Origin of the sequence: Thalassospira sp. NFXS8 (assembly GCF_040148805.1) — a bacterium.
GTDB lineage: Bacteria > Pseudomonadota > Alphaproteobacteria > Rhodospirillales > Thalassospiraceae > Thalassospira.
In genome coordinates this window covers 1,715,373-1,738,244 of record NZ_JAGEMF010000001.1, presented here as the reverse complement: position 1 = coordinate 1,738,244, position 22,872 = coordinate 1,715,373, and the positions used below count along the sequence as shown (strand labels likewise).

Sequence of the window (22,872 nt, the reverse complement as noted above, 5' to 3'; positions counted from 1 at the left end):
CCGCCAGGCCACACTTTTCATCTGACATTATGGTTTTGGAGATCAGGATTTGCCATGAAACGCAAAACCCGGATGTGGTCGAACTTGTCTGCAAAGATCGCCAGTGTACCGATGCTGGTAACAGCGATTGGTGTTTTTGTTCTTTGCGTTGTGTATTCGATTGCGCTGTCTTTTACGCGCTCGCGCTATTTTCCGAAATTCGATTTTATCGGCTTTGACCAGTATGTCCGCCTGTGGACGACAGATCGCTGGACGGTATCGGTTTCCAATCTTTTGATTTTTGGGCTTCTGTTTGTCGGGTTTTGTTTGTTGCTGGGCTTTTTGCTGGCCGTGATGCTGGACCGCAACATTCGTATGGAAGGCGTTTTTCGCACCATTTTTCTTTATCCTTATGCGCTGTCCTTTGTTGTGACCGGTTTGATCTGGCAATGGATGATGGACCCGGCGCTGGGCATTCAAAATGTGGTGCGCAACATGGGCTGGGAAAGTTTCAGCTTTGCCCCGCTTACCAGCACAACATATGCCATTTACGGGGTCGTCATCGCCGCTGTCTGGCAGGGAACCGGCCTGATTATGTGTCTGATGCTGGCGGGTTTGCGCGGTGTTGACCGCGAAATTTGGAAAGCCGCCCGTGTCGACGGTATCCCGCTGTGGCGGACCTATATTTTTATCATTATTCCCATGATCCGTCCGGTCATTGTGACATCGGTTGTGTTGCTGTCGATCAGTGTGGTGCGGGTTTATGACCTGGTTGTTGCGCAAACAGGTGGCGGACCGGGCATTGCAACAGAAGTTCCTGCCAAATTCGTGATCGATCACTTTACCGAGCGCGGCAATGTCGCCATCGCGATGGCGGCGGCAACCATGATGCTGTTGCCGGTTTTGCTGTTGGTTGGCCCATGGGTTTACAACGAATATGTGCGCCGCGTGCGTGCCTAGGAGAGGGAATTATGACACAGACAAACCCTGCTGTGGCGCGCGGCAGAAAACCCAAAAAAATGTCACCGGCGCGTTATGGCCTTTACGGATTGCTGGTGATTTCAGCGACTTTTTTCCTCACGCCACTATATGTCATGATCGTTACATCCTTGAAACCGCTGGAGGAAGTGCGGTTGGGGCGGCTGTTTTCACTGCCAGCGGATATAACCTTTGATGCCTGGATTAAAGCCTGGAGCACGGCCTGCACCGGTGTGACCTGTGCGGGGATCAGCCCCGGTTTTGTCAATTCCGTGCAAATCACCGTCGTCAGTGTTCTGATTTCGGTCTTGCTGGGCGCGGTTAACGGTTATGCCCTGTCATTCTGGCGCTATCGCGGGGCGAATGTGCTGTTTGGTATTTTGGTCATGGGGGCTTTCGTTCCGTTTCAGGCGGTGATTTACCCGCTGATTGTGTTTCAGCGCGAAATTGGCATTTTCGGCTCGCTCGCCGGGATCGTGATGGTGCATTGCATTTTCGGGATGCCAATTATCACGCTGATTTTCCGTAATTATTTTTCCTCGCTTCCCGAAGAACTGTTTAAGGCCGCGCGCATTGACGGGGCCGGTTTCTGGCAGATCTTTTTGCGCATCATGATGCCCATGGCTGTGCCGATCACGGCCGTTGCTGTGATTTTGCAAACGACGGGCATCTGGAACGATTATTTGCTGGGCCTGGTTTTTGGCGGGCGCGACAACCAGCCAATGACGGTGCAGCTTAATAACATCGTGACGACCTCGTACGGGGTGCGTGAATACAACGTCAATATGGCTGCAACCATCCTGACGGCCGCTGTGCCGCTGGTGATTTATTTTCTGTCCGGCAGGTTCTTTGTTCAGGGCATCGCCGCAGGCGCAGTAAAGGGATAATGGCAATGACGAATGGTGTTTCGATACGCGATCTTTCGCTGAGCTTTGGCAGCCTGTCGGTGATTGATACCCTGAATATCGACATCCAGGAGGGCGAATTTCTGGTTCTTTTGGGGCCGTCGGGCTGTGGCAAATCAACCTTGCTCAACGTAATTGCCGGGCTTTTGGAGGCAACCGACGGCGAGGTGTGGATTTCCGGGCGTAATGTAACCTGGGAGGAACCCAAGGACCGGGGCATTGGCATGGTTTTTCAATCCTATGCCCTTTACCCACAAATGACGGTGGAGAAAAACCTGTCGTTCGGTCTTCAGGTTTCGGGCATGGCAAAACCCGAAATTGCCAAACGTGTGGCCCGTGCGGCCGAGGTGTTGCAAATTGAACCCCTGTTAAAACGGCGCCCTGGTGCCCTTTCTGGTGGGCAGCGCCAGCGCGTGGCAATTGGCCGTGCCCTTGTCCGCGATGTCGATGTGTTTTTGTTTGACGAACCTTTATCAAACCTGGATGCAAAATTGCGCGCTGAATTGCGGGTGGAAATAAAACGCCTGCATCAAAAACTTTCCAACACCATGATTTACGTCACCCATGACCAGATCGAAGCCATGACGCTCGCGGACCGTATCGCGATCATGAAAGGCGGGGTGTTACAGCAACTTGATACTCCCCAAACAATCTATAGCCGCCCGGCCAATCGGTTTGTGGCCGGTTTTATCGGCTCGCCCGGCATGAACTTTTTAAATGCCGAACTCGAAGCCGGTGCTGACCCTGCTTTCAAAGTTGGCGCCTCGCGCATTCCCGCTGCGGGTTATTCCTTTGATGGACTGGGGCTTGTTGCCGGGCCGGTTACATTCGGGGTGCGGCCCGAACATGTTGCCGCAGGCGAGCAGGCCGAAAAACTGCCTTTTGTTACCGATGTGCCAATCGAAGTGATTGAACCGATGGGGGCCGATACCCTGGTCTGGTCCCGGTTCGAGGGGCAGGAATTTACCTTTCGGATTGATTCCGAACATACCTATCGGGTTGGCGATCAGGTGCGTATTGGCTTCGACCCGGCGCGGGCATCTGTTTTTGATGCCAGCGGCAACCGTCTTTAAGTTTTCCCAAAATCATCCCGTTACCGAGGAGACGTAGTAATGACTGTATCCTTCCAGCTTTATAGTGCCCGAAATTTTCAGCCGTGGGCCGATGTGCTGAAAATGATTTCCGGTGTGGGTTATAAAAACGTTGAAGGTTTTGGCGGGGTCTATGAGGACCCAAAGGCTTTTCGGGCCTTGATGGATCAGAACGGGCTGGCGATGCCATCTGGCCATTTTGCCATGGATATGCTGGAAAATAATTTTTCCACAGCCGTTTCGATTGCCAAAGACCTGGGCGTTGAAACCATTATTTGCCCCTTTTTAATGCCGGATGACCGCCCCGGCGATAGTGCCGGCTGGGTGGATTTCGCCCATCGCCTTGCTGCCGTTGGCGATAAATGCAAGGACGCCGGTTTTCGCTTTGCCTGGCATAACCATGATTTCGAGTTCAAGGCCCTGCCCGACGGGCAGGTGCCACAGGAAATTATTCTGGAAAATGCCCCGAATATTGGCTGGGAAATGGATGTGGCGTGGGTTGTGCGCGGGGGGGCTGACCCGTTTGCCTGGATCGAACGTTTCGGGCCGCGTATCTGGATTGCCCACGTTAAGGATATTGCCCCGGAGGGTGATTGCAAGGACGAAGACGGCTGGGCCGACCTGGGCGAAGGTGTAATGAAATGGGACGAACTGCTGGCAGGTTTAAAATCCCGCGGTCAGACAGCGTTGTTTGTGATGGAGCATGACAAACCATCGGACGCGCACCGTTTTGCCAGCCGGTCTTTTCAGAATTTCAAAAAGCTTTAAGGAGTGCGTAATATGACCCGGACCCTAGGTGTCGGAATAATCGGCTGTGGCAATATTTCGCAGTCCTATTTAACCCAGGCGCCCCGTTTTCGCGGGATAGAGATACGCGCCTGTGCCGATTTGAACCAGGATGCAGCCCGCCAGCGCGCCGAAGAATTTGGCGTGCGGGCTGAAACAGTTGATGGGCTGCTTGGCAGCAGTGACATCGATATCATTTTAAATTTAACCATCCCCGCCGCCCATTTCGAAGTATCGCGCCAGTCGCTTGACGCAGGAAAGCATGTGTATTCGGAAAAGCCCTTTGTGCTTGATGTGGCGCAAGGGCAGGAACTTGCGCGCATGGCAAAGGCGCGGGGCCTTCGGGTTGGTTCGGCACCGGATACCTTTTTGGGCGGGTCACATCAATTTGCACGTCATCTGGTAGATCAGGGAATTGTCGGCAATATCGTGGGCGGAACGTGCCATGTCATGAGCCACGGGATGGAACACTGGCACCCCAACCCGGATTTCTTTTTCAAGCCGGGCGGCGGCCCGATTTTGGACCTGGGGCCTTATTACATTACCAATCTGGTGCAACTGATTGGGCCGGTAAAGCGGGTTGCTGCAATTTCATCCACGCCGACAGCGGAACGTATCATTACCAGCGAACCCCGGTCCGGGGAAAAAATTACGGTAGAAACCCCCACCACCATTCATGCGGTATTGGAATTTGCCAGCGGGGCCGTTGTGACACTGGGGGCAAGTTGGGACGTTTGGAAAAACGGCCATGCCCCAATGGAACTTTACGGCGACAAGGGAACTTTGCTGGTGCCTGATCCCAACTTTTTTGCCGGCAATGTTTCGCATAGCGAAAAAAATGGCGATTTTGTTGCCGGACCGGTGGATTGGGATCATCCCTTTGGCATTGCAAACCGCGATTTGCCAGATGGCCGCAAAGTGGCCGATTATCGCACCGCGGGTTTGGCGGATATGGCAATTGGCATTGTCGAAGACCGCGAAAATCGTTGCGGGCTGGATGTTGCCTTGCACGTTATCGATGTCATGACATCGATTTTACGCTCGGGTGAGACAAGCAGTTTTATAACTTTGGAAACAACATGTAACCGACCGGCAGCTTTGGGGCCGGATGCGGCACGCGCACTGTTGCTTGATGTCGGTTAAAACAGCGTTCTTTCCTTGAAATACATATGAATAATAAAGGAGGTCCCATGTCGCGGACAATGAAAGGACCAGCCCTGTTTCTTGCCCAGTTTGCGGGCGATGAAGCCCCTTTTAACACCCTTGAAAATATTGCCAGATGGGCGGGGGATCTGGGCTATGAAGGTGTGCAGATACCAAGCTGGGACAGTCGTTTGATTGACCTGGAACGTGCTGCCACCAGCAAGGATTATTGCGACGAGATTAAAGGCGTTCTGGCACAAGCGGGGGTATCTTTAACGGAAATTGCCACCCATTTGCATGGGCAACTGGTGGCGGTCCACCCGGCTTATGATGCCCTGTTTGACGGCTTTGCCGATCCATCGGTACATAATAATCCCAAGGCACGGCAGGAATGGGCAGTCCGCCAGATTGAACTGGCGATCCAGGCGTCGGCCAATCTTGGCTTGACCCAAATGGGATCCTTTACCGGATCACTGGCGTGGCCCTATCTTTATCCGTTTCCACAACGCCCGGCGGGGTTGATCGAGGCTGCATTTGACGAGCTTGCCAAACGCTGGCGGCCATTGCTTGATAAGGCCGATGCGGCGGGGGTGAATATTTGTTATGAAATTCACCCCGGTGAAGACGTGTTTGATGGCGCGACGTTCGAGATGTTTTTAGACCGGCTGAACGGCCATCAACGCTGTAACATTCTGTATGATCCCAGCCATTTTCAGCTTCAGCAACTTGATTACCTTGATTTTATCGACATTTACGCCGACCGCATTAAAATGTTTCATGTCAAGGATGCCGAATTTAACCCGACGGGGCGCCAGGGCGTTTATTCGGGTTATCAGGGCTGGGTTGGCCGGGCCGGGCGGTTTCGCTCGCTCGGTGACGGGCAGATCGATTTTGGTGCCATTTTTTCCAAACTGACAGCCCTTGATTTTGACGGCTGGGCCGTGCTGGAATGGGAATGCGCGTTAAAACATCCCGAAGACGGGGCACGTGAAGGGGCTGAATTTATTCGCGATCATATCATTCGTGTGACTGAACATGCGTTTGATGACTTTGCCGGTAGCGGTGCAGATGATGCGACAAACCGGCGTCTGCTGGGCCTGTCGTAACGGTGGTAGATTATAATAATTGATGCAGGATGTTGCAGGCAGCAGCACCGCAAACAATAACAAGGAGAGAAACATGGCTGGAACCACGAGCGATTATCCTGCCCCGCCACGTCGGATCCGGCTGGGAATGGTTGGCGGCGGGCAAGGGGCCTTTATCGGTGCGGTGCATCGGTTGGCCGCGCGGATGGATAACCGTTATGATCTGGTTGCCGGGGCTTTGTCGTCGAAACCTGATATCGCCCGGGCATCGGCGGCGGAATGCTATATTGCGCCGGATCGCGCCTATGTTGATTTTCGGGAAATGGCGATGCGCGAAGCCGAACGCGAAGACGGCATTGAAGCCTGCGCCATTGTCACCCCTAATAACCTGCATTTTCCCGCTGCAATGGCGATGCTGGATGCCGGTATTCACGTTATTTGTGACAAACCCCTGTGTATGAGTGTGGCCGAGGGGGAAGAACTGGCCGCAAAAATAAAGGAAACCGGCCTGTTATTTGCGCTGACGCACAATTACACCGCATACCCGATGGTGCGCGAAGCCCGCGACATGGTGCGGGGTGGCAAGTTGGGCAATATCCGGTTGGTGCAGGTGGAATACCCGCAGGGCTGGCTGGCAACACCGGTTGAAAACAAACAGGCCAACTGGCGGGCAGACCCGGCAAAGGCCGGGCCGGGCGGCGCGCTGGGCGATATTGGGACCCATGCCCATAACCTGGCCGATTTCGTCACCGGGCTGGAAATTTCCGAATTATGCGCGGATTTGTCGAGCATGGTTGAAGGACGGTTGCTGGACGATAACGTGCAAATTTTGCTGCGTTATAAAAACGGTGCGCGAGGCATGTTATGGGCAAGCCAGGTTGCCGTTGGCCACGAAAACGGCCTTAAATTGCGGGTTTATGGCGATAAAGGGTCTATCGAATGGGCGCAGGAACATCCCAATCATATGCATTTTCGCCCGCTTAATGCTCAGCCGCGTTTAATGACGCGCGGTGGGCCGGGTAATAGTGCGGCGGGGGGCCGCGTGCGTGTGCCTTCTGGTCATGCAGAGGGGTATCTTGAAGGGTTTGCCACCCTTTACACCGATTTCGCCGATCAGCTTTCTGCCCGTATTGAAGGGCATATCCCCAATGTTGAAGCCGGACTGGTTCCGGGCATTGCCGAAGGATTAAACGGAATGCGCTTTATTGAAGCGGTTGTTTCATCATCCGAACGCGGGGCAAGCTGGACCAGCCTTTAGGGGATATGGCACCTGCTAAATGGCAGATATGCAAGGCGGTCCCGGCTGGGGCCGCCTTTTTTCATGTGTAACAGGTGGTCATTTTTACTTAATATTTTATAAAATGTATTATTTGATACATTTTGGTGTTTGCGCAAAAAGGTGATCTGTCTATGATCATGCGCCCGATGGCGGGTAGCTGTTTTCCTTGTTAAAGGTTTATTCAATGAGCACGGCACTTTTGATTATTGATGTTCAAAATGCGGTACTGATCGATGATGCGCTTGTTATGTCAGACGCGCGCCGCGAACAGATTAATGCGGTGTTTGATCAAACCGTTGACCGATTGCGTGTCTTGCAGGAAAAGGCCCGTGCCAAAGGTGTTGCCGTGATAATCGTGCAACATGATGGTGGTGCGGGGGATCTTTTGGAACGGGGCACGCGCGGATGGGAAATTCGTGCGGAACTGGCACCACAAGACGGCGATATCGTTGTTGAAAAGAAAAACGCTGATTCGTTTTTTAATACCACGCTTGGCGATGTTTTAGCGGCCCGCGGAATTACCCGTTTGGTGACGGGTGGTTGCATGACCCAATATTGCGTTGATACCACCATTCGCCGTGCGATATCGCTGGGATATGATGTCACCCTGATTGGTGACGGGCATACAACGACCGATAGCCAGAGCCTGAAATTTGAAGATATTGTGCGTCATCACAATGAAACCCTTAACCATTTTCGCGCCGGAAATGCCTGTGTTCGTGTTGTGAAGACACAGGATATTACATTTTAACGGGCCGATAGACGACATGCTTGGGCGTGGTGGTTCTGTCCGCTTTTGAACTTGGGAACATTGGTGAATATGAGGCAGAAAAATGCCTGCGCGGGGAACCCGGGCGCAGGCATTTGTGATTTGTGCCCCGTTTGGAACCAGGGCAGAGGTTATTTTATTACAGCGAACTGTTAAGGCCCGATGTTTCGGCAGGTTGCTGGTCATCCGCCAGGTTTTCATAGCCAAAGCGGGCTGCTGCGATGCCGGTTAATTCATGGATTGTCGTGATTTCGGCATCGCTGAATTTGGGCCGGTAATAGCTGGGCGCATGAATGGTCGGGGCGACTTCATCAATGATGGCACCGGCATTGTCCATATCGACATGGGCGAACAGGCGCTCAAGCTGGTTGCGCGGGTCGGCAACGAAATCCTCGTAGCGTACGACAAGGGTTGCCGCACGCAATTTGTCGTTGATCGACAGGCGATCAGCAAGAAAATGATGCAGGTTGGCCCAGTATTGGGCCCAGCCTTCCACTTCGCGGCCTTCTTGCCACAGGGCGGAAATCTGGCGGGTGGCGTGGGTGTCGCCAACATTGATCGGGCGGCGGTCCATGCCAAATTCGTAATGGCCAACGCGCTGCATATGGGCCAGTGCGCGTGGGTTGCCCGCCTCACCCTTGCAAAACAGGGTGTGCTGTTTGGCAAGCGATGCAATATGCCAAAGCGGGTCGCGCACCGGCAGGACAAACCGGGCATCGGGGAACATCGATAACAGATATTCCATGCGCGTGATCAGGTAGTTGGCCTTAGAGACATAGCGTGACCCATCGCGAATGGCGATCATTTTACGGATATGGTCGCGATAGAAGTTTTCAAAGGCCGAATTGCTGACCTCGCCACCCAGAACATTGCTGTGATTGGTATCATGCAGATGTTTGAAAAATGCCATCCAGATCACTTCCTCGAAGGCTTCGGGGCTTTCGGGGGTGATATTGATACCGTCGGCATGGGTGCGTTCAACTGCAACCTGCTGGCGGGGTTTTGGGGCGAGGTCGACGAATTTGTTCCATAGATAGGGCGTGAAAACCGGCGGGTAGTCGCGATAACGATGGGTCGCCGATGCCGGGTGTTTTGCCAGGGTTTCCAGCAGGATGGTACTGCCGGATCGTGCCAGCCCGGCAACAAAAACCGGCTTTTCAATTTGGACATCGGCAATCGTATCGGCGGCCATTTTTGTATCGAAGTTACCAAATCCGATCCAGCGGTCCGGGTTATCGGCAATTTGCCCGCTAATCCAGTGATCCCAGCCCGAAACATGAAAAGCGGCACCTTTGGTCGGCGATTTATCGTCGCTATGCGTCATCTTGTTCATTCGATGCGGAATCCTTTTTTTATCGCCACGGAAACCAGAATAAGCATGACAAAGAAGGTCAGCTCCCATCCACGGGCCCAATCGGGACCAACATGGATGATTTCCTGTGCGGGAAGGTCAAAACGGATTTGCTGGATAGGGGTGTTGTCTGGCAAATAGCCAGCCGGGTTGCCGATCAGGGTGTTCCACCATTGGTGATGGCCGATAACCGGTACCGCGGCCTGCAGGGGAACAACAATGTCGGATGTGCCGGTATCGGTGGTGGTGGAAACCCGCACAATCGGGCAGGCGCCACCATTTTGCGACAGGGGGCCTGTGCCGATTTGTTCAACATGCGCATCAGACGGGCTGGCCGAAATGGTGGTGGGGGTGCCGGGCATGGGGCACGTATAGCCATATTGCCCGTCCAGCCATATCAGCAGGGCAAGGGCGGGCAAGGATGCCACAACAGCCGGCACCACAATGACACCAACCAGTTTTAACGAATGCCCCAACTGGGCTTTGGCCAGCCGCATTCCTTCGGCAAAATCCTCGCCATCGTCGTCGGACATGGCCTGGCGTGAATTTGCGACGTCGGATTTTACCTTTTTGATCCGGTTTTGCGGCGACAGCAGGGCATACAGCACCATGGAAACAATCGCACACACAACGGACCAGGCAATGATCCGGCCTAACGGGCCTAGTTGATCGGCCAATACGGCATCAAGCCAGTCAAAGGCGGGGGCGGGCCAGTCAAAAATACCCATGGGACTATCCGAATTCCTGTGTTGGCTTTTACCAAATTCCGATGATCAAAATTGACCAACGAGACCCTTGATCGGCGGGCACCTGTCTGTCACGGCGTAAGCCGTGTTGCGCAGTCTTGTCTAATGCTGTCGCCATAAGGGGCCTTATGGCGACAGGGGTTATGACGTGTGCTGGTCAGACTTGGCCGTGTTGGCATGTGCCGTTGTGGTGCCGGCAGCATTTTTACGGCGTTTGTTTCGCAGCATTTTGCGGATCGGCCACATCAGGACAAAGCCAATGGCAACACCAACCGCCGCGATTACGGCCCAAAGCGCGCTGAGCAGGCTAAGTCCGGCACCGGGTCCGACATAGGCCTGGGCTGGCATGGCAGTCAGCAGCGGGGCTAATGCGACGATGGCACCGGCAAGAGTGATATTTTTCAAGGTCAGCTTCATTGGTCTTCTCCTTTCGTGGGGGAAGAAAACAGCGCGGCGCGGTCGTCAGAAATGCGCTCGGCCTGTGAAACGATGGGGATCAGTTTTTCGTCGGCTTTTTCGGGGTTATCGCGGCGGATGGGGTTATAGAACTCCCATACAATTTCGCCATCTTTATTTACCTCGAACAGGCGTCCAGGCGTTGATTCCGTGATCAAAGTGTTGCCATTGGGCAGGCGTTCCTGATCGGATCGGATATCGCTATAGAAATAGTTGTCCTTACTGCCGTCATATTCCCAGGTAATGCCGCCGGTTTTGGGATCAATCTGCAAGACTCGCGACATGCCGGCATCGGGGTCGTCAAGCTGGCCCTGGTTATCAAACAGAAGGATATCGCCATTGGGCAGCAGGTCCGGGTCGTGCTGGCCCAGCCATGAACCGCGTGTGGCCCAGACAATCTTTTCCTGGTCCATATCGAGCACGGCGAGAATGCCAAGATCGCGGAAGGACAGCAAAACATCGCCTTCCTTGCCATAAGGGAAATTTTGTGCGGTTTCGGCCGTAATCACCTCGATCGTATTGGTGTGCAGTACGTCGTCCTTGGAATAGTACGGTACAAAATCGATCAGGTGGTCGTAGGGCGAATTAATGATCGCATCGAGGATGGAAACTTTTTTTAGTTCCTTGCCTTCGGGCGATAAAATAACGGCAAAATCGTCCAGCCGGGGTGGCTTTAGCTGGTTGCGATATTGGTATGTATTGTTGCGAAATTCCTGGGTCAGGGCATAAACCTTGCCGTCTTTATCGACGGAAAAGTCATGATGGGCGGTGCCCAGATACCCCCAGACAACGTTGGAATCCTTGTCGATCCGCGCCAGGCCATAACCGTAAGGTGTATCACCAGCAGCAGTGTATTGCACAATCAGGTCGCCATTGGGCTGCATCTTGGCGGTATGCCAATGCATATATTCGTCTTTTTGCGGGTTCTTGATGGGCGAGCTATCGTTATAAATTTTGCTAAAGGGCGTGTTCCATTCATGAACAATGTTGCCCTTCATATCAATCAGGACGGCATGGGGGCCATCGCCGGAGGAATACAGCGTCAGGCCGTTTTCAGCCTTGTTTTCATCATAGATGGTGACGCCTTTTTTGTCGTTGCGCGCGGGTGCCCAAAAATCCAGCCGACCGATATCGTTATACTGGGTCTCCTTTTCCCACAGGGCAACGCCGGCAGACCACGCATTGCGCAGATATTGCGATGGCGGAACTTCGGCCAGCATAACACCGGCGCCCACGGAAAAGCTGATAGCAGCGATGCCAACGACAAAAACAGCAAAAAAGCCACGATCGCCACTGTCATCCTCGGATGAGGGTGGGGTCTGGTTTTCTTTTTCAGGTGACGGCACGCTTAAAACCTCCGATTTCTTACATGCTTGAAGGGTAATGACGGCGCTGGGCAATATTACGGCTAATCACCGGGTAAATAGGGCTTTTTGGCCGCTTTTTGCCCCCATTTCGCCAAATAGTTTAATTTTTGCGACGTTTTACGCGGGTGTTCTTTTTCATTTGCATTGCATGGAAACAATGCAATTCCCGGATGTTTAATCGACGCCTAAGTTTTTGAAATACGGTAAAAAATATGGTGACATATGCTTATATTGCATTGCAGGGCGCGCCGGGGTGATTTCTCAAAACAAAAGCCCTGCAGCCAGCGAATGGCGTTGCAGGGCTTTGTGCCTTTGGGCCGGGGTAAAATACCCGGTTTGATGTTATTTTTGCCGTTTGGGCTGATCGATAAGCGATTCTAGCGGGGGATCGGGTGTGAATTTCACCTTTTTGGTAACGATATAGGTGAAATATCGATCGATCCCGATGCCCGCGATCAACAAACGGTCGATTAATCGCTGATAGGAATCAACATCGCGGCACAGAATTTTCAGCATGTAATCAACGCCGCCGCCCAGGGCAAAACATTCGATGATTTCGGGGATATCCTGAACAGCGCGTTCAAAGGTGGCGAAATCCTCGTGCTGATGATGGCGCAGGGTGACTTCCGTCATAACCAGCGTAGGGCGGGCCAGTTCTTCCAGATTGATCCGGGCATGATAGCCTGAAATCACGCCCAGATCTTCCAGCCGTTTTAACCGTTCCCAGCATGGGCTTGGCGAAAGGTTCACTGCCTCGGCCAGTTTGACCTTGGTAATGCGCCCTTCGCGTTGCAGCGTGAGCAAGATCTTCAGATCCTGTTCATCAAACCGGATCATGCAGGCACCACATCAGCAATGACAGCAAGGCAGTCGCCGGTTTTGATCAGCCCGGGGAAATGGCGGCAGGCCAAAATGCCGCCGCGTGGTGCTGTATAAACCGTGGCAGGAACACCGGTGCGTTCGGTGTCGTAAATACGGGCAATAATGTCGCCTGCCTTTACGGTTTCGCCCAAATCAACACAGGGTTCAAACAGGCCGGTATTTTCGCTGGCAACGAAACAGGTGCCATCGGGCATATCCAGCATGACGGTCTGTTCTGGTTGTTCAATCTCGCCCGAAACGATACCGGCATGGATGAGTAAATTGCGCACCCCGCGATCCGCAATGGCAACCCGTTCGGCACTGGTCGATCCGCCGCCGCCCAGTTCGGTGGTGACAAAGGTTTTACCGGCTTCTTCGACCACGGTGTCAAACATGCCAACACTGTCAAGTTCCAGCATCATCATCGAATAGGGCGCGCCAAAGGCTTGCATCGCGGCAACGCAGGCGGCTTCCTGTTTTTTATCAGGCAGAACGTGAACGGCGGCAAAGGGCACAAAATCCAGTGTTTTGCCGCCCGAATGCATATCCAGCACAAGGTCAGCCTCGGGCACCAGATAACGCAGAACATAGTCGGCAATTTTTTCGGTTACCGTGCCATTGGGGCGACCGGGGAAAGTGCGGTTAAGGTTGCCCTTGTCGATGGGCGATGTGCGTGAGGCATTTTTAAACGCCGGATAGTTCATCGCCGGCAAAATGATGATGCGGCCCGAAATTTCGGTGGCGGCAAGGCTGGCGGCCAGTTTGAACAGTGAAACCGGACCTTCATATTCATCGCCGTGATTGCCACCGGTTAAAAGGGCGGTGGGGCCTGTACCGTTTTTGATGACAGTGATGGGGATCATGACAGCGCCCCATGCGGAATCGTCACGCGAATAGGGCAGCTTTAAAAAGCCGTGAAAAACCCCGTCGGTATCTAGCGGGATGGTCGGGGTAATGGGCGATGCGTGTGTCATTGGCCGTATCCTTGAATGAAAATGCAGGGTTGCCGCGACCCTCGGCAACCCTTGTTTATCCGTCCGTGCGTGCTGTGTAAAAGATTAGTTTTTAACAAACAGCTGGCGCGGGAAGTTGGTCAGGGTTTTGGACCCGTGTTCCGTGATCATCAGGCTTTCGGTAATTTCAATACCCCAGTCTTCAAACCACAGGCCCGGCATGAAATGGAACGTCATGCCAGGTTCAAGCACGGTGCGATCTCCGTGCCGCAGGCTCATGGTGCGTTCGCCCCAGTCCGGCGGATAGGAAAGGCCGATGGGATAGCCACAGCGGCTGTCTTTTTCGATGCCGAATTTTTGCAATACACCAAAAAATGCCTTGGCGATGTCTTCGCAAACATTGCCGGGTTTTGCGGCCTCAAGCCCGGCCTGCAACCCTTCGATCAGCGCACTTTCGGCATCGAGAAACCGCTGGTCCGGTTCGCCAAGATAAACCGTACGCGACAGCGGCGCATGATAGCGTTTATAGCAACCGGCAATTTCAAAGAATGTGCCGGCATTATTGGGGATCGGTTTGTCGTCCCATGTCAGGTGGGGGGCGCTGGCATCCACACCCGATGGCAATAATGGCACGATGGCCGGGTAATCGCCGCCAATGCCTTCTACACCGACAATGCCGGTACGATAGATTTCGGCGACGAGTTCGTTTTTCTTCATGCCCGGTTCGACGATTTCGATAATGCGTTCGTGCATGTTTTCCACAATGCGCGCCGCCTGGCGCATGTAGAAAATTTCCTGTTCGGATTTTACTGCACGTTGCCAGTTCACAAGGGCGGTTGCATCCTTGAAGGTCGCATTGGGCAAATGGGTTTGCAGTTGCAGATAGCAACGTGCCGAAAAATAATAGTTGTCCAGCTCGACCCCGATATTGCGTGTGCCCCACCCACGCGATTCAATAATTTCCGACAGATAATCCATCGGATGGTGGGTCGTGTTTTGCACGAAATAGTCAGGATAGGGAATGATCCGGTCATGCGTCATGTAAACGGTGCGTTTGGCCCCGTTGGAATCTTGCGACCGGCCATACCAGATCGGATCATCCTCTATCGGGATTAAAACGCATTGATGCACATAGAACGACCAGCCGTCGTAACCGGTTAGCCAGGCCATGTTTGACGGATCGGTGACGATCAACAGATCGATCCCCTTTTCCACCATGGCTTTTTTGGTTTTATCAAGCCGCACGGCATATTCGTCGCGCGTGAAATTCAGTTCAACCTGGCTCATTGCAGGCCTCCAAAGCAGGGCAAGGCCCTAATCAGGAAACGATCTCGGTGCCGGCACCGGATGCATCGCATCTTTGCCGGGCGAGGGTGGCGATTGCGGTGTCCTGGACACCTGTACCGGTCAGGTCGCAAAGCGTGATTTGCCGGGCGTCGCTGCGCCCCGTCGCAGAACCGGCAATAACCTGACCCAGTTCCGTCTGGCTGCTGTTGGCATCGATCAGGCCGGCATCAATGGCATGGTGAAGTTCGCCAAGAATACGGCATTGTGCGGTGCTGTCGCAGACATAAAGATCAGCCTGCCCGATCAGGGCAGGGTCAATTTCGTTTTTATGTTCGGCATCGGAGCCCATTGCCGTCACATGGGTGCCGGGTTTAACCCAGTCCGCCTGTAAAACGGGGCTTCGCGCCGGTGTGGTTGTCACAATGATATCGGCATTTGCGCAGGCTTCGGCACCATTATCGGTGGCACGCACCGCGATGTTCAAATCACGGCTAAGCTCACGGGCGGTTTTTTCCGCCTTGGCAATGTCGCGGCCCCAAATGGTCGCCGATGTTACGGGGCGTACCAGTGTTAGCGCAGTTAACTGTAAACGGGCCTGAACGCCAGTGCCAAAAATAGTGGCATGTTTGGCATTCTCGCGCGCTAGATGGCGGGCGGCAACACCTCCTGCTGCGGCCGTGCGAATATCGGTCAGATAGCCATTATCGAGCATAACAGCTTCAAGCAGGCCGGTTTTGGCGGAAAACAGGTTCATCAGGCCGTTGACAGATGGCAGCCCCAGTTTCGGATTGTCAAAAAAACCGGGACTGATTTTGATGGCAAAGCTGTCAACACCGGGGACGTAGGCGGTTTTGACATCGACCTCGCCATTATAATCGTCGATATCAAGCCGCAGGATTGGCGGCATTCTGACATCTTGGGTTGCCAGCGCATGAAAAGCGTTTTGCACACAATCAATTGCGTCAACATCCAGCGAAATGACAGTACGTAAATCTGTTTCTGTCAGGATACGGATGGTTGGCATGGTTATGCTCCCTCTGAGGTGGGGCTATCCTGTTCGGCCTCTTTTGCAAGGTCGACATCCTCGCCACCGATAATGCGGCGATGCAGGCCCATATCGATGTTGCAACCCGTGCTTAACACCACGGTTCTGCCGGGATTGTCGATCAATCTGGCGCGCAGTGCTGCAATGCCAACGGCAGCGGCGCCTTCAATCACTTGCTGGTCATCGACATAGGCGGCCCGAATACCATCGGCAATTTGGGCCTCGTTGACCAAAACGAAATCGTCGGTCAAATCGGCGCACATATCGAAGGTATACTGGTTGTTTTCGCCAATGCCACCGCCCAGGCTATCGGCCAGGCTGGGCCATTCGCGAACCGATGTCGGTTTGCCTGCCTGCAGGCTTTCGATCATGGCACAGCCACGTTCCATCGAAATGCCGACCACGCGAATGGCAGGGTTGATCGATTTTGCCGCCAGCGCCACACCGGCCAGAAGCCCGCCGCCCGAAAGCGGCACCAGCAGGGTTTCGGCATCGGGCAATTGTTCCAGCACCTCGACGCCCAGGGTCCCCTGACCCGCAATAATGTCGGCATGATCGAACGGCGGCAACATCGTCATGCCATCGTCATTTACCAGACGGTCGACCTCTTTTTGTGCCTCGTCCTGGGATTTGCCGGAAATGCAAATTTCAGCGCCCTGCGCACGAATACCCTCGACCTTGTTTTTCGGGACCAGTTCCGACATGCAGATAACCGCGCGGACACCGGCATTACGCGCCGCATTGGCTAGCGCACGGCCATAATTGCCGGTGGAAACACCAACAACACCCTTGGCTTTCTGATCGTCTGTCAGGTTTAAAACGGCATTTGCAGCACCACGCAGCTTAAAGCTGCCGGTATATTGCTGATGTTCGCATTTGATCCAGACGGGGGTGCCAACATGGTCGCTCAGGCTTTGGCTGGGACGTAGTGGCGTGTGAATGACATGCCCGGCGATGCGTTTGCGGGCGGCAAGGATATCGCCAAGCGTTATCGGCTTTTTCATTGCGACCTCGTTTAACTGGCGGTGGGTGGCGTGTGGTCAAACAGGCTGCCAAAGCCTGTGACCGGGTTTTGATAGTCCATCAGATGCAGGGCATGCCAGATCAAAGCCTGATTGCTGGTAATCACGGGTTTGCCCAACAGTTTTTCTGCGCGCTGTGCAATTTCTGCCGCCCGAATGGCCGTGCAGGATATAAAAACAGCATCCGCATCGTCGGAGTTAGCCTGCAAGGCTGCTGCCAGCAAGGCATCGGGCGGAATGGCTGTCATATCCGGGTCGTTTTCAAGGCCAAATCCCAAAACCCGTGTTATTTCGAACCCTTGTTGGGCAATGCCCTGTGCCACGGTTGTGGTGACATCAAGGATATAGGGGGCAGCGATGGCAATTTTTTTTGCGCCAACGGCACGCAGCGCATATTGCGATGCCAAAAGCGGATTGGTGACCTTGCAACCGGGCAGGCCTTCGCGGATCAAGGCACTGATGCGGTCTGATCCATTGACGGCAGTACCTGACGTACAGCCAAAAATCGCTACATCGACGCCAAAGCCGGGCAAAATGGTGCGTGCGGCACGTGGCAAATCGTCGGCCATTGCGCGCAGGCTATCGACCGTGATCGGGTTGGCATTGGCAATGCGGGTGGTAAACAGACCAATATCAGCGGGTAAAATACGGCGTAAGTCGTCTTCGCTGTTAAAATCTGTTGCCAGGGTAATTAACCCGATCCGGCCTGCCGGGGCAACCGGGTCGGGTTTGTAGCTTAGATTAACCAGCTCTGGCGTGATGTCGGTAATGGCTGACATCGGGGGTATGCTCCGTCAAAAAACGATAACGCTGTGTCCAAAGCCGGGGTTGCCAGTTTTCCGACCAGCCCCGGTACAGGCACCGGGGCTGGCAGGATGCCTAGCGAAAGGCGGTTTCGGGGAGGAAGGTTGCAATTTGCGGGAAGAAAATCAGCAAGACCGCAACCAAAAGCAACATGCAGATAAAGGGCGGTGTCCCTTTGATGACCTCGGCATAAGGTCGCCTGAATATGGCAATGGCGGTAAAGATGTCACAGCCAAATGGCGGCGTGGCCGAGCCGATAGCCACCTGCAAGGTCACAAGCGTACCAACCAGAATAGGGTCGATCCCGGCATTATTGACCAGCGGCATGAAGATGGGCGTCAGGACCAGAATAACCACAATCGGGTCGACAAACATGCAGCCGATGAAAAAGGCAATCGAGATGGCAAACAGGATGGTGTAGGGACCGGCACTATCAAGCGCCAGCGCGCCAATCACGGCCTGCGGGATCTGGGCAAAGGAAATGACAAACGAAAATGTTGTGCCAGCACCCACCAGAATGAAAACCACAGCGGTGATCAGGCCGGTTGAACGGGCGATATGCAGTAATTCGTGCCATTTCACCGACCGGAAGATCAGCACTTCCAGGATGATCGCGTAAATCACCGAAACGGCGGCTACCTCGGTCGGGCTGACCCAGCCCAGATAAATCCCGCCGACAATCAGAACCGGGAACATGATGGCCGGGCCGGCATTGATAACGGCCTTGCCCCGTTCCAGCCATGTGCGACGTGGAATGGTCGGGATATCGTTGGCCTTTGCATACCAGACCGAATAGGCCGAAAACAAAAGCAGGATCAAAATGCCCGGGCCAATGCCGGCGATGAACAATTCGCCAATCGAAACCTTGCCAACCACGCCGAATACGATCATGCCGATCGACGGCGGAATCAGAAAGGCGATATCGCTGGCATTAATGATTAAGGCCATGGTGAAGCTGTCTTTATAGCCAGCTTCCAGCATTTTGGGGCGTAGCGGCCCGCCCATGGCCACCACGGTTGCCTGGGTGGACCCCGAAACCGCCCCAAAAAGGGTGCAACCAAGAGCCGTTGTGACAGCAAGCCCGCCGCGCATATGCCCGACAAACGTCATGGCAAGGTCGATCAGGCGGCTGGCGGTGTGGCCCTTGGTGACGATATCGGCAGCAAAAATAAACATCGGCACCGCGATCAGGGCGACCGGGCTAATGCCGCTGACCATTTGCTGAATGATGATCTGATGGGGGATGGGCATGAAAAACGCAAAGGCGATGACACTGGCCGATGCAAGGGGAACCATCATGGGAAAGCCGAGCAACAAAAGGCCCAGCATGACGACAATAATTGTTGTACCTAAATCCATTGTTTTCCCGCCCCCTTACAAATGCGTATCAAGGTTGTCGTCATACGTATCCTCGACCCGGTAAGACAGGTGGACACCCGGCTTGAATATATTGGTCAGGGCAGCAAGAACGAACTGGATACCGGTCACAGTCAGACCGAAGGGCACGACAAGAACCGTCAGATACATCGGAATGCGAAGCGACGGGGTCAGGCGGTTGGTTTTGATCAGTCCGGCCACATAATCGATGGAATAATATGCCAGAATAAACAGCAATGTTGCTGTACCCAGCGTAACAATGATCATCAGAACCTTGCTGGCAACCGGTCCCAGCATGTCGGAAAAGGCCGACATGCGAATATGACGCCCCATTCGTGCCGCTTCCGATATGCCGACAAAGGTCACCAGAATGATCAGGAAGGTATTAAGTTCTTCGGAAAAAAACAGGCTGGAACTGAAACCCAGCCGGGCAATAACGTTGGCAACCGTGTTGATTGCCATGATGATGATGCTCCAGCCGAGCAATTGCCGTTCGATGACCGATAGCCAGTCGTCGATTTTTCTAAGCACATATAGCGCCGTGCGAGATTCTACCGGCGCTTCTCCGTTCGATCCAGACATACGACCTCCTTGATGCGCGTGCGAGACATTCATTTGGAACGCGTGACTATACGAACGGTTCCCTCCCACAGATATCAGTCTGCTTCGCGCCAGAAGGTCAGAATAGAAACGCTATTGAACGGTTCAATGAAATTTTTGTGTCATGACAAAATCAATACATGACATCGAACGCGTGAACGCCGGGCATTTGCTCCATGGTATGGCGGATCTGCATCAGGCCCCGATGCAGGCTTGGTGTATCGATGGCACCGCCAACACATACGCGAATGGCATTCGGGCGTTTGACCTTGACCGTCATGAACGGGTCGGAAATGGTCACAGCGACCCCGTTTTTCCGCAATTCCGAGGCAAACCATTCCTCTTGCCAGTGTTCAGGGATGCGGACCCAGGCCGACAATGATGTCGGGTGATGGCGTACAACGGCATCACCCAAAATCTCGGCGACCAGGCTTTGTCGTTCACGCATCAGGGCGCGCTGCACGGTCACGGCCTGTGCCACCACTCCGTCTTCAATCCAGCGTGCGCCCATCTCGGCGATCAGGGGGGTGCCCATCCATCCGGTGACACGAAGCACACTGCTGGCGCGAATCGAAAGGTGTTTGGGCACAACAAGATACCCGGTTCTAAGGCCCGGCATGACAATTTTGGTCAGGCTGGAAATGTGAAAACCCAGTTGTGGCAAAAAGCTGGTAATCGGCGGCAGGTTTTGTTCCAGAAGCGGGCGGTAAACATCATCTTCAATTACGTAAACGCCATGCTGGCTGGCAATTTCGGCGATGCGTTTACGACGTTCCAGCCCCATCAGGCAATTGGTCGGGTTGGTGTAAACCGGGGTGACAACCAGGGCGCGGATGGCGCGTTGCTGGCATTCACGTTCAAATGCTTCAGGCAGGATGCCTTCATCGTCGGTTGGAAGGGCACCAAGTTTAAACCGCAGCACACTGGCCGTGCCGATAACACCATGATCGGTCAGGCTTTCGGTCAGGACAACATCATCAGGTTGCACGATGGATGCCAGGGCGATGAAAATGCCCTGGGCGGCCCCATTGGTAACAATTGTTTGTGACGGTTCGGCGGAAAGACCCATGCCTGCCAACCATTTCACGCCCACTTCACGGTGGTAATCAAACCCCGCAACAGGGCGGCAGCTTTCCATCCACGGGTGGTGCGGGTCTTCGGCCAGGCGACGGTGCATCTGGCGTGACAGGTCATTGTGAAAATCGGTATAGGCGGCACGAACAATGGAAAGGTCGATCAGGTCGGGCTGGCGGTTATCAAGGATAAAGGACGATGCACGGTCCGTCAGGCGGGCCTGGACAAAGGTGCCGCGACGTCGCTCGGATCGTAAATAACCCTGTCTTTCCACTTCCTTGTAAGCAGCACTGACGGTTTGAACGCTGACTTTCAAATGATATGCCAGATCGCGATGTGTTGGCATTCGGACATCGTGGCGCAAGCGCCCGGACTCGATATCCGTGATGATTGCTTCGACCAGTGCCTTGTATTTAGGGCCTGTGTCGCCACTCAGATCTGTCGTCGGTAGCCACATGTTGCTCGTTCCACCCATCCGTTTTGTCGGCACCCTAACATGGCCGAGGGTATTTTGGGTAGGGTCGTTTGTATTTTTGTCATGACACAAAACGTTCATTGACCTGATGCAGGAACATTTCAAAACTCCAAACGTTCAAACACACGACGTATCAATCTAACCGCCGCCGATCTTGTGAGGACGCAGGGTTGTAGCGGCCCAACAAGGGAGACTTCTGTAATGAGTTTGACAAAGCTCTTCAAGGCGACCCTGTCTGCCGCAGCTGTTTTTGCGGTTGCAGGTACGGCAATGACCGTGCATGCGGAGGAATGGAAATTCGCCATCGAAGAAAGCACGGGCGATGTCCAGGATTTATACGCCCAGAAGTTCAAGGAACTGGTCGAGGAAAAAAGTGGCGGTGATGTTGATGTCACCATCTACACCTATGGCCAGCTTGGGACTGAAAACGATATTACCGAACTGACTGCTTCAGGGGCTATTCAGTTTTCGAATGCATCGCCGGGCCATCTTGGCACCTTTGTTCCTGAAATTCAGGTCTTCGGCGTTCCTTATTTGCTGTCGCAAAACAATGACGTGAATAAGGAAATCCTGTCGCAAAGCCCGACGATTTATAAGGGCCTTTCCAAGGATTTCGAAAGCAAGGGCCTGAAACTTTATACCATGTATCCCGAAGGGGAAATGGTATGGACCACGAAGAAAAAAGTCGAAACGCCGAAGGATTTTGACGGTGTCAAATTTCGCGTGATGACCTCGCCGATCCTGATTGACAGCTATAAGTCATTTGGTGCTGATCCGGTCGCATTGCCGTGGGGCGAAGTGTATTCCGGTTTGCAAACCAGCGTGATCGACGCCCAGGTGAACCCGATTTTCTTCATCGAAAGCGCCAAGTTTTACGAAGTCACCGATTATCTGATTTATGCTGGTCAGCAGCAATATACCACCACTGTGGTCACCAACGACGCTTTCTATAAAGGCCTGTCGGATGAACGCAAGGAATTGCTGAAAGACGTAAAATCGGAACTTGATGATTATATCTTCAAGGCCCAGGCAGACCTGAACGAAAAGGCGCTTGATAAAATCAAGAAAGCCAAGCCGAGCATCAAGGTCATTAAACTTGACGCCGATCAGCGCGCCAAATTTGAAGCTGCATCGAAAAGTGTTGGCGACAATCTGGTAAAAGAAGTTGGTGGCGACACCAAACAGGTTCTTGGCGATTTGCGCGATGAAATCGCTAAAAAAGAAGAAGAAATGGGCAAGATGTAATTCTTTGTCAGTTGCGGTTTAAAACCGTCACATTCAAACCCCCGCAGTTTTCTGCGGGGGTTTTTATTTACCTTTTTTAGCGGCTTACAGTTGACGGGCCGAATGCGATGCTGCCCCATGGTGTGCTTCCAGTCTTGCATTGCTACCTCGCTCTGCAGGTTCATCCATCAAGACTGGTTCAGCCGGGGTTTATG

22 protein-coding genes are annotated in these 22,872 nt (G+C 53.6%); 9 read left to right on the top strand and 13 right to left on the bottom strand.

Annotation, left to right across the window (positions count from 1 at the left end; genetic code table 11):
• Window positions 1–54: 54 nt before the first annotated feature.
• The 8 genes from J4E05_RS07875 (at window position 55) to J4E05_RS07840 (ending at window position 7,997) form a co-directional block, all read left to right on the top strand.
• Window positions 55–939: a carbohydrate ABC transporter permease gene (locus J4E05_RS07875; RefSeq protein WP_349594061.1), complete on the top strand. Its 885-nt coding sequence runs from the start codon at window positions 55–57 to the stop codon at window positions 937–939.
• 11 nt (window positions 940–950) lie between these two features.
• On the top strand, window positions 951–1,844 hold the full coding sequence (locus tag J4E05_RS07870; RefSeq protein ID WP_139835680.1) for a carbohydrate ABC transporter permease: 894 nt from the start codon (window positions 951–953) through the stop codon (window positions 1,842–1,844).
• A 5-nt stretch (window positions 1,845–1,849) separates the two neighbouring features.
• Window positions 1,850–2,935 (top strand): ABC transporter ATP-binding protein, encoded by a 1,086-nt coding sequence (locus J4E05_RS07865; RefSeq protein ID WP_349594058.1) that lies wholly within the window; start codon window positions 1,850–1,852, stop codon window positions 2,933–2,935.
• A gap of 39 nt (window positions 2,936–2,974) precedes the next feature.
• Window positions 2,975–3,721: a sugar phosphate isomerase/epimerase family protein gene (locus tag J4E05_RS07860; protein WP_349594056.1), complete on the top strand. Its 747-nt coding sequence runs from the start codon at window positions 2,975–2,977 to the stop codon at window positions 3,719–3,721.
• 12 nt (window positions 3,722–3,733) lie between these two features.
• Window positions 3,734–4,882 (top strand): Gfo/Idh/MocA family protein, encoded by a 1,149-nt coding sequence (locus tag J4E05_RS07855; RefSeq protein WP_349594053.1) that lies wholly within the window; start codon window positions 3,734–3,736, stop codon window positions 4,880–4,882.
• 47 nt (window positions 4,883–4,929) lie between these two features.
• A complete protein-coding gene (locus tag J4E05_RS07850; protein WP_349594051.1) occupies window positions 4,930–5,988 on the top strand; it encodes a sugar phosphate isomerase/epimerase family protein in 1,059 nt (352 codons plus the stop codon).
• A 73-nt stretch (window positions 5,989–6,061) separates the two neighbouring features.
• Window positions 6,062–7,225 carry a Gfo/Idh/MocA family protein gene (locus J4E05_RS07845; protein ID WP_349594048.1) on the top strand — a complete coding sequence of 388 codons (1,164 nt, stop codon included), beginning with the start codon at window positions 6,062–6,064 and terminating at the stop codon, window positions 7,223–7,225.
• A 205-nt stretch (window positions 7,226–7,430) separates the two neighbouring features.
• A complete protein-coding gene (locus tag J4E05_RS07840; protein ID WP_349594045.1) occupies window positions 7,431–7,997 on the top strand; it encodes a cysteine hydrolase family protein in 567 nt (188 codons plus the stop codon).
• Between the two features lie 157 nt (window positions 7,998–8,154).
• Here J4E05_RS07840 and J4E05_RS07835 read toward each other — a convergent pair whose 3' ends face one another.
• The 13 genes from J4E05_RS07835 to ehuR form a co-directional block, all read right to left on the bottom strand.
• Entirely contained in the window at window positions 8,155–9,348 is a 1,194-nt protein-coding gene (locus tag J4E05_RS07835) for a sulfotransferase family protein (protein ID WP_349594042.1), read from the bottom strand.
• Complete coding sequence (locus J4E05_RS07830; RefSeq protein ID WP_085593844.1) at window positions 9,345–10,094, bottom strand: hypothetical protein; 750 nt, start codon at window positions 10,092–10,094, stop codon at window positions 9,345–9,347. Before J4E05_RS07830 ends, J4E05_RS07835 begins: the two co-directional genes overlap by 4 nt.
• Window positions 10,095–10,253: 159 nt before the next feature.
• Window positions 10,254–10,529, bottom strand: a complete 276-nt coding sequence (locus tag J4E05_RS07825; protein WP_349594039.1) for a hypothetical protein — start codon at window positions 10,527–10,529, stop codon at window positions 10,254–10,256.
• Window positions 10,526–11,914 (bottom strand): arylsulfotransferase family protein, encoded by a 1,389-nt coding sequence (locus J4E05_RS07820; protein WP_349594036.1) that lies wholly within the window; start codon window positions 11,912–11,914, stop codon window positions 10,526–10,528. Before J4E05_RS07820 ends, J4E05_RS07825 begins: the two co-directional genes overlap by 4 nt.
• A 363-nt stretch (window positions 11,915–12,277) precedes the next feature.
• Window positions 12,278–12,772, bottom strand: a complete 495-nt coding sequence (locus J4E05_RS07815) for an Lrp/AsnC family transcriptional regulator (RefSeq protein WP_349594033.1) — start codon at window positions 12,770–12,772, stop codon at window positions 12,278–12,280.
• Window positions 12,769–13,770: a N(2)-acetyl-L-2,4-diaminobutanoate deacetylase DoeB gene (gene doeB / locus J4E05_RS07810; protein ID WP_349594030.1), complete on the bottom strand. Its 1,002-nt coding sequence runs from the start codon at window positions 13,768–13,770 to the stop codon at window positions 12,769–12,771. The genes J4E05_RS07815 and doeB overlap by 4 nt, the downstream gene beginning before the upstream one ends.
• An 84-nt stretch (window positions 13,771–13,854) precedes the next feature.
• A complete protein-coding gene (gene doeA, locus J4E05_RS07805) occupies window positions 13,855–15,036 on the bottom strand; it encodes an ectoine hydrolase DoeA (RefSeq protein WP_085593839.1) in 1,182 nt (393 codons plus the stop codon).
• A 31-nt stretch (window positions 15,037–15,067) separates the two neighbouring features.
• Complete coding sequence (locus J4E05_RS07800; protein ID WP_349594027.1) at window positions 15,068–16,060, bottom strand: cyclodeaminase; 993 nt, start codon at window positions 16,058–16,060, stop codon at window positions 15,068–15,070.
• A 2-nt stretch (window positions 16,061–16,062) separates the two neighbouring features.
• A complete protein-coding gene (gene eutB / locus J4E05_RS07795) occupies window positions 16,063–17,085 on the bottom strand; it encodes a hydroxyectoine utilization dehydratase EutB (RefSeq protein ID WP_349594023.1) in 1,023 nt (340 codons plus the stop codon).
• 11 nt (window positions 17,086–17,096) lie between these two features.
• Window positions 17,097–17,882, bottom strand: a complete 786-nt coding sequence (locus J4E05_RS07790; protein ID WP_349594020.1) for a maleate cis-trans isomerase family protein — start codon at window positions 17,880–17,882, stop codon at window positions 17,097–17,099.
• A 100-nt stretch (window positions 17,883–17,982) separates the two neighbouring features.
• Window positions 17,983–19,266 (bottom strand): TRAP transporter large permease, encoded by a 1,284-nt coding sequence (locus J4E05_RS07785; RefSeq protein WP_085593835.1) that lies wholly within the window; start codon window positions 19,264–19,266, stop codon window positions 17,983–17,985.
• 15 nt (window positions 19,267–19,281) lie between these two features.
• Complete coding sequence (locus J4E05_RS07780; RefSeq protein WP_168184954.1) at window positions 19,282–19,866, bottom strand: TRAP transporter small permease; 585 nt, start codon at window positions 19,864–19,866, stop codon at window positions 19,282–19,284.
• 151 nt (window positions 19,867–20,017) lie between these two features.
• Window positions 20,018–21,415, bottom strand: a complete 1,398-nt coding sequence (gene ehuR, locus J4E05_RS07775; RefSeq protein ID WP_085593834.1) for a MocR-like ectoine utilization transcription factor EhuR — start codon at window positions 21,413–21,415, stop codon at window positions 20,018–20,020.
• A 219-nt stretch (window positions 21,416–21,634) separates the two neighbouring features.
• Between ehuR and J4E05_RS07770 the strand changes: the two genes are divergently transcribed.
• Window positions 21,635–22,678 carry a TRAP transporter substrate-binding protein gene (locus J4E05_RS07770; RefSeq protein ID WP_085593833.1) on the top strand — a complete coding sequence of 348 codons (1,044 nt, stop codon included), beginning with the start codon at window positions 21,635–21,637 and terminating at the stop codon, window positions 22,676–22,678.
• Window positions 22,679–22,872: the final 194 nt, after the last annotated feature.

Coding starts and splice junctions, on each gene's coding strand:
- J4E05_RS07875 (WP_349594061.1), top strand. CDS start 55: ATGAAACGCAAAACCCGGATGTGGTCGAACTTGTCTGCAAAGATCGCC.
- J4E05_RS07870 (WP_139835680.1), top strand. CDS start 951: ATGACACAGACAAACCCTGCTGTGGCGCGCGGCAGAAAACCCAAAAAA.
- J4E05_RS07865 (WP_349594058.1), top strand. CDS start 1,850: ATGACGAATGGTGTTTCGATACGCGATCTTTCGCTGAGCTTTGGCAGC.
- J4E05_RS07860 (WP_349594056.1), top strand. CDS start 2,975: ATGACTGTATCCTTCCAGCTTTATAGTGCCCGAAATTTTCAGCCGTGG.
- J4E05_RS07855 (WP_349594053.1), top strand. CDS start 3,734: ATGACCCGGACCCTAGGTGTCGGAATAATCGGCTGTGGCAATATTTCG.
- J4E05_RS07850 (WP_349594051.1), top strand. CDS start 4,930: ATGTCGCGGACAATGAAAGGACCAGCCCTGTTTCTTGCCCAGTTTGCG.
- J4E05_RS07845 (WP_349594048.1), top strand. CDS start 6,062: ATGGCTGGAACCACGAGCGATTATCCTGCCCCGCCACGTCGGATCCGG.
- J4E05_RS07840 (WP_349594045.1), top strand. CDS start 7,431: ATGAGCACGGCACTTTTGATTATTGATGTTCAAAATGCGGTACTGATC.
- J4E05_RS07835 (WP_349594042.1), bottom strand. CDS start 9,348: ATGAACAAGATGACGCATAGCGACGATAAATCGCCGACCAAAGGTGCC.
- J4E05_RS07830 (WP_085593844.1), bottom strand. CDS start 10,094: ATGGGTATTTTTGACTGGCCCGCCCCCGCCTTTGACTGGCTTGATGCC.
- J4E05_RS07825 (WP_349594039.1), bottom strand. CDS start 10,529: ATGAAGCTGACCTTGAAAAATATCACTCTTGCCGGTGCCATCGTCGCA.
- J4E05_RS07815 (WP_349594033.1), bottom strand. CDS start 12,772: ATGATCCGGTTTGATGAACAGGATCTGAAGATCTTGCTCACGCTGCAA.
- doeB (WP_349594030.1), bottom strand. CDS start 13,770: ATGACACACGCATCGCCCATTACCCCGACCATCCCGCTAGATACCGAC.
- doeA (WP_085593839.1), bottom strand. CDS start 15,036: ATGAGCCAGGTTGAACTGAATTTCACGCGCGACGAATATGCCGTGCGG.
- J4E05_RS07800 (WP_349594027.1), bottom strand. CDS start 16,060: ATGCCAACCATCCGTATCCTGACAGAAACAGATTTACGTACTGTCATT.
- eutB (WP_349594023.1), bottom strand. CDS start 17,085: ATGAAAAAGCCGATAACGCTTGGCGATATCCTTGCCGCCCGCAAACGC.
- J4E05_RS07790 (WP_349594020.1), bottom strand. CDS start 17,882: ATGTCAGCCATTACCGACATCACGCCAGAGCTGGTTAATCTAAGCTAC.
- J4E05_RS07785 (WP_085593835.1), bottom strand. CDS start 19,266: ATGGATTTAGGTACAACAATTATTGTCGTCATGCTGGGCCTTTTGTTG.
- J4E05_RS07780 (WP_168184954.1), bottom strand. CDS start 19,866: ATGTCTGGATCGAACGGAGAAGCGCCGGTAGAATCTCGCACGGCGCTA.
- ehuR (WP_085593834.1), bottom strand. CDS start 21,415: ATGTGGCTACCGACGACAGATCTGAGTGGCGACACAGGCCCTAAATAC.
- J4E05_RS07770 (WP_085593833.1), top strand. CDS start 21,635: ATGAGTTTGACAAAGCTCTTCAAGGCGACCCTGTCTGCCGCAGCTGTT.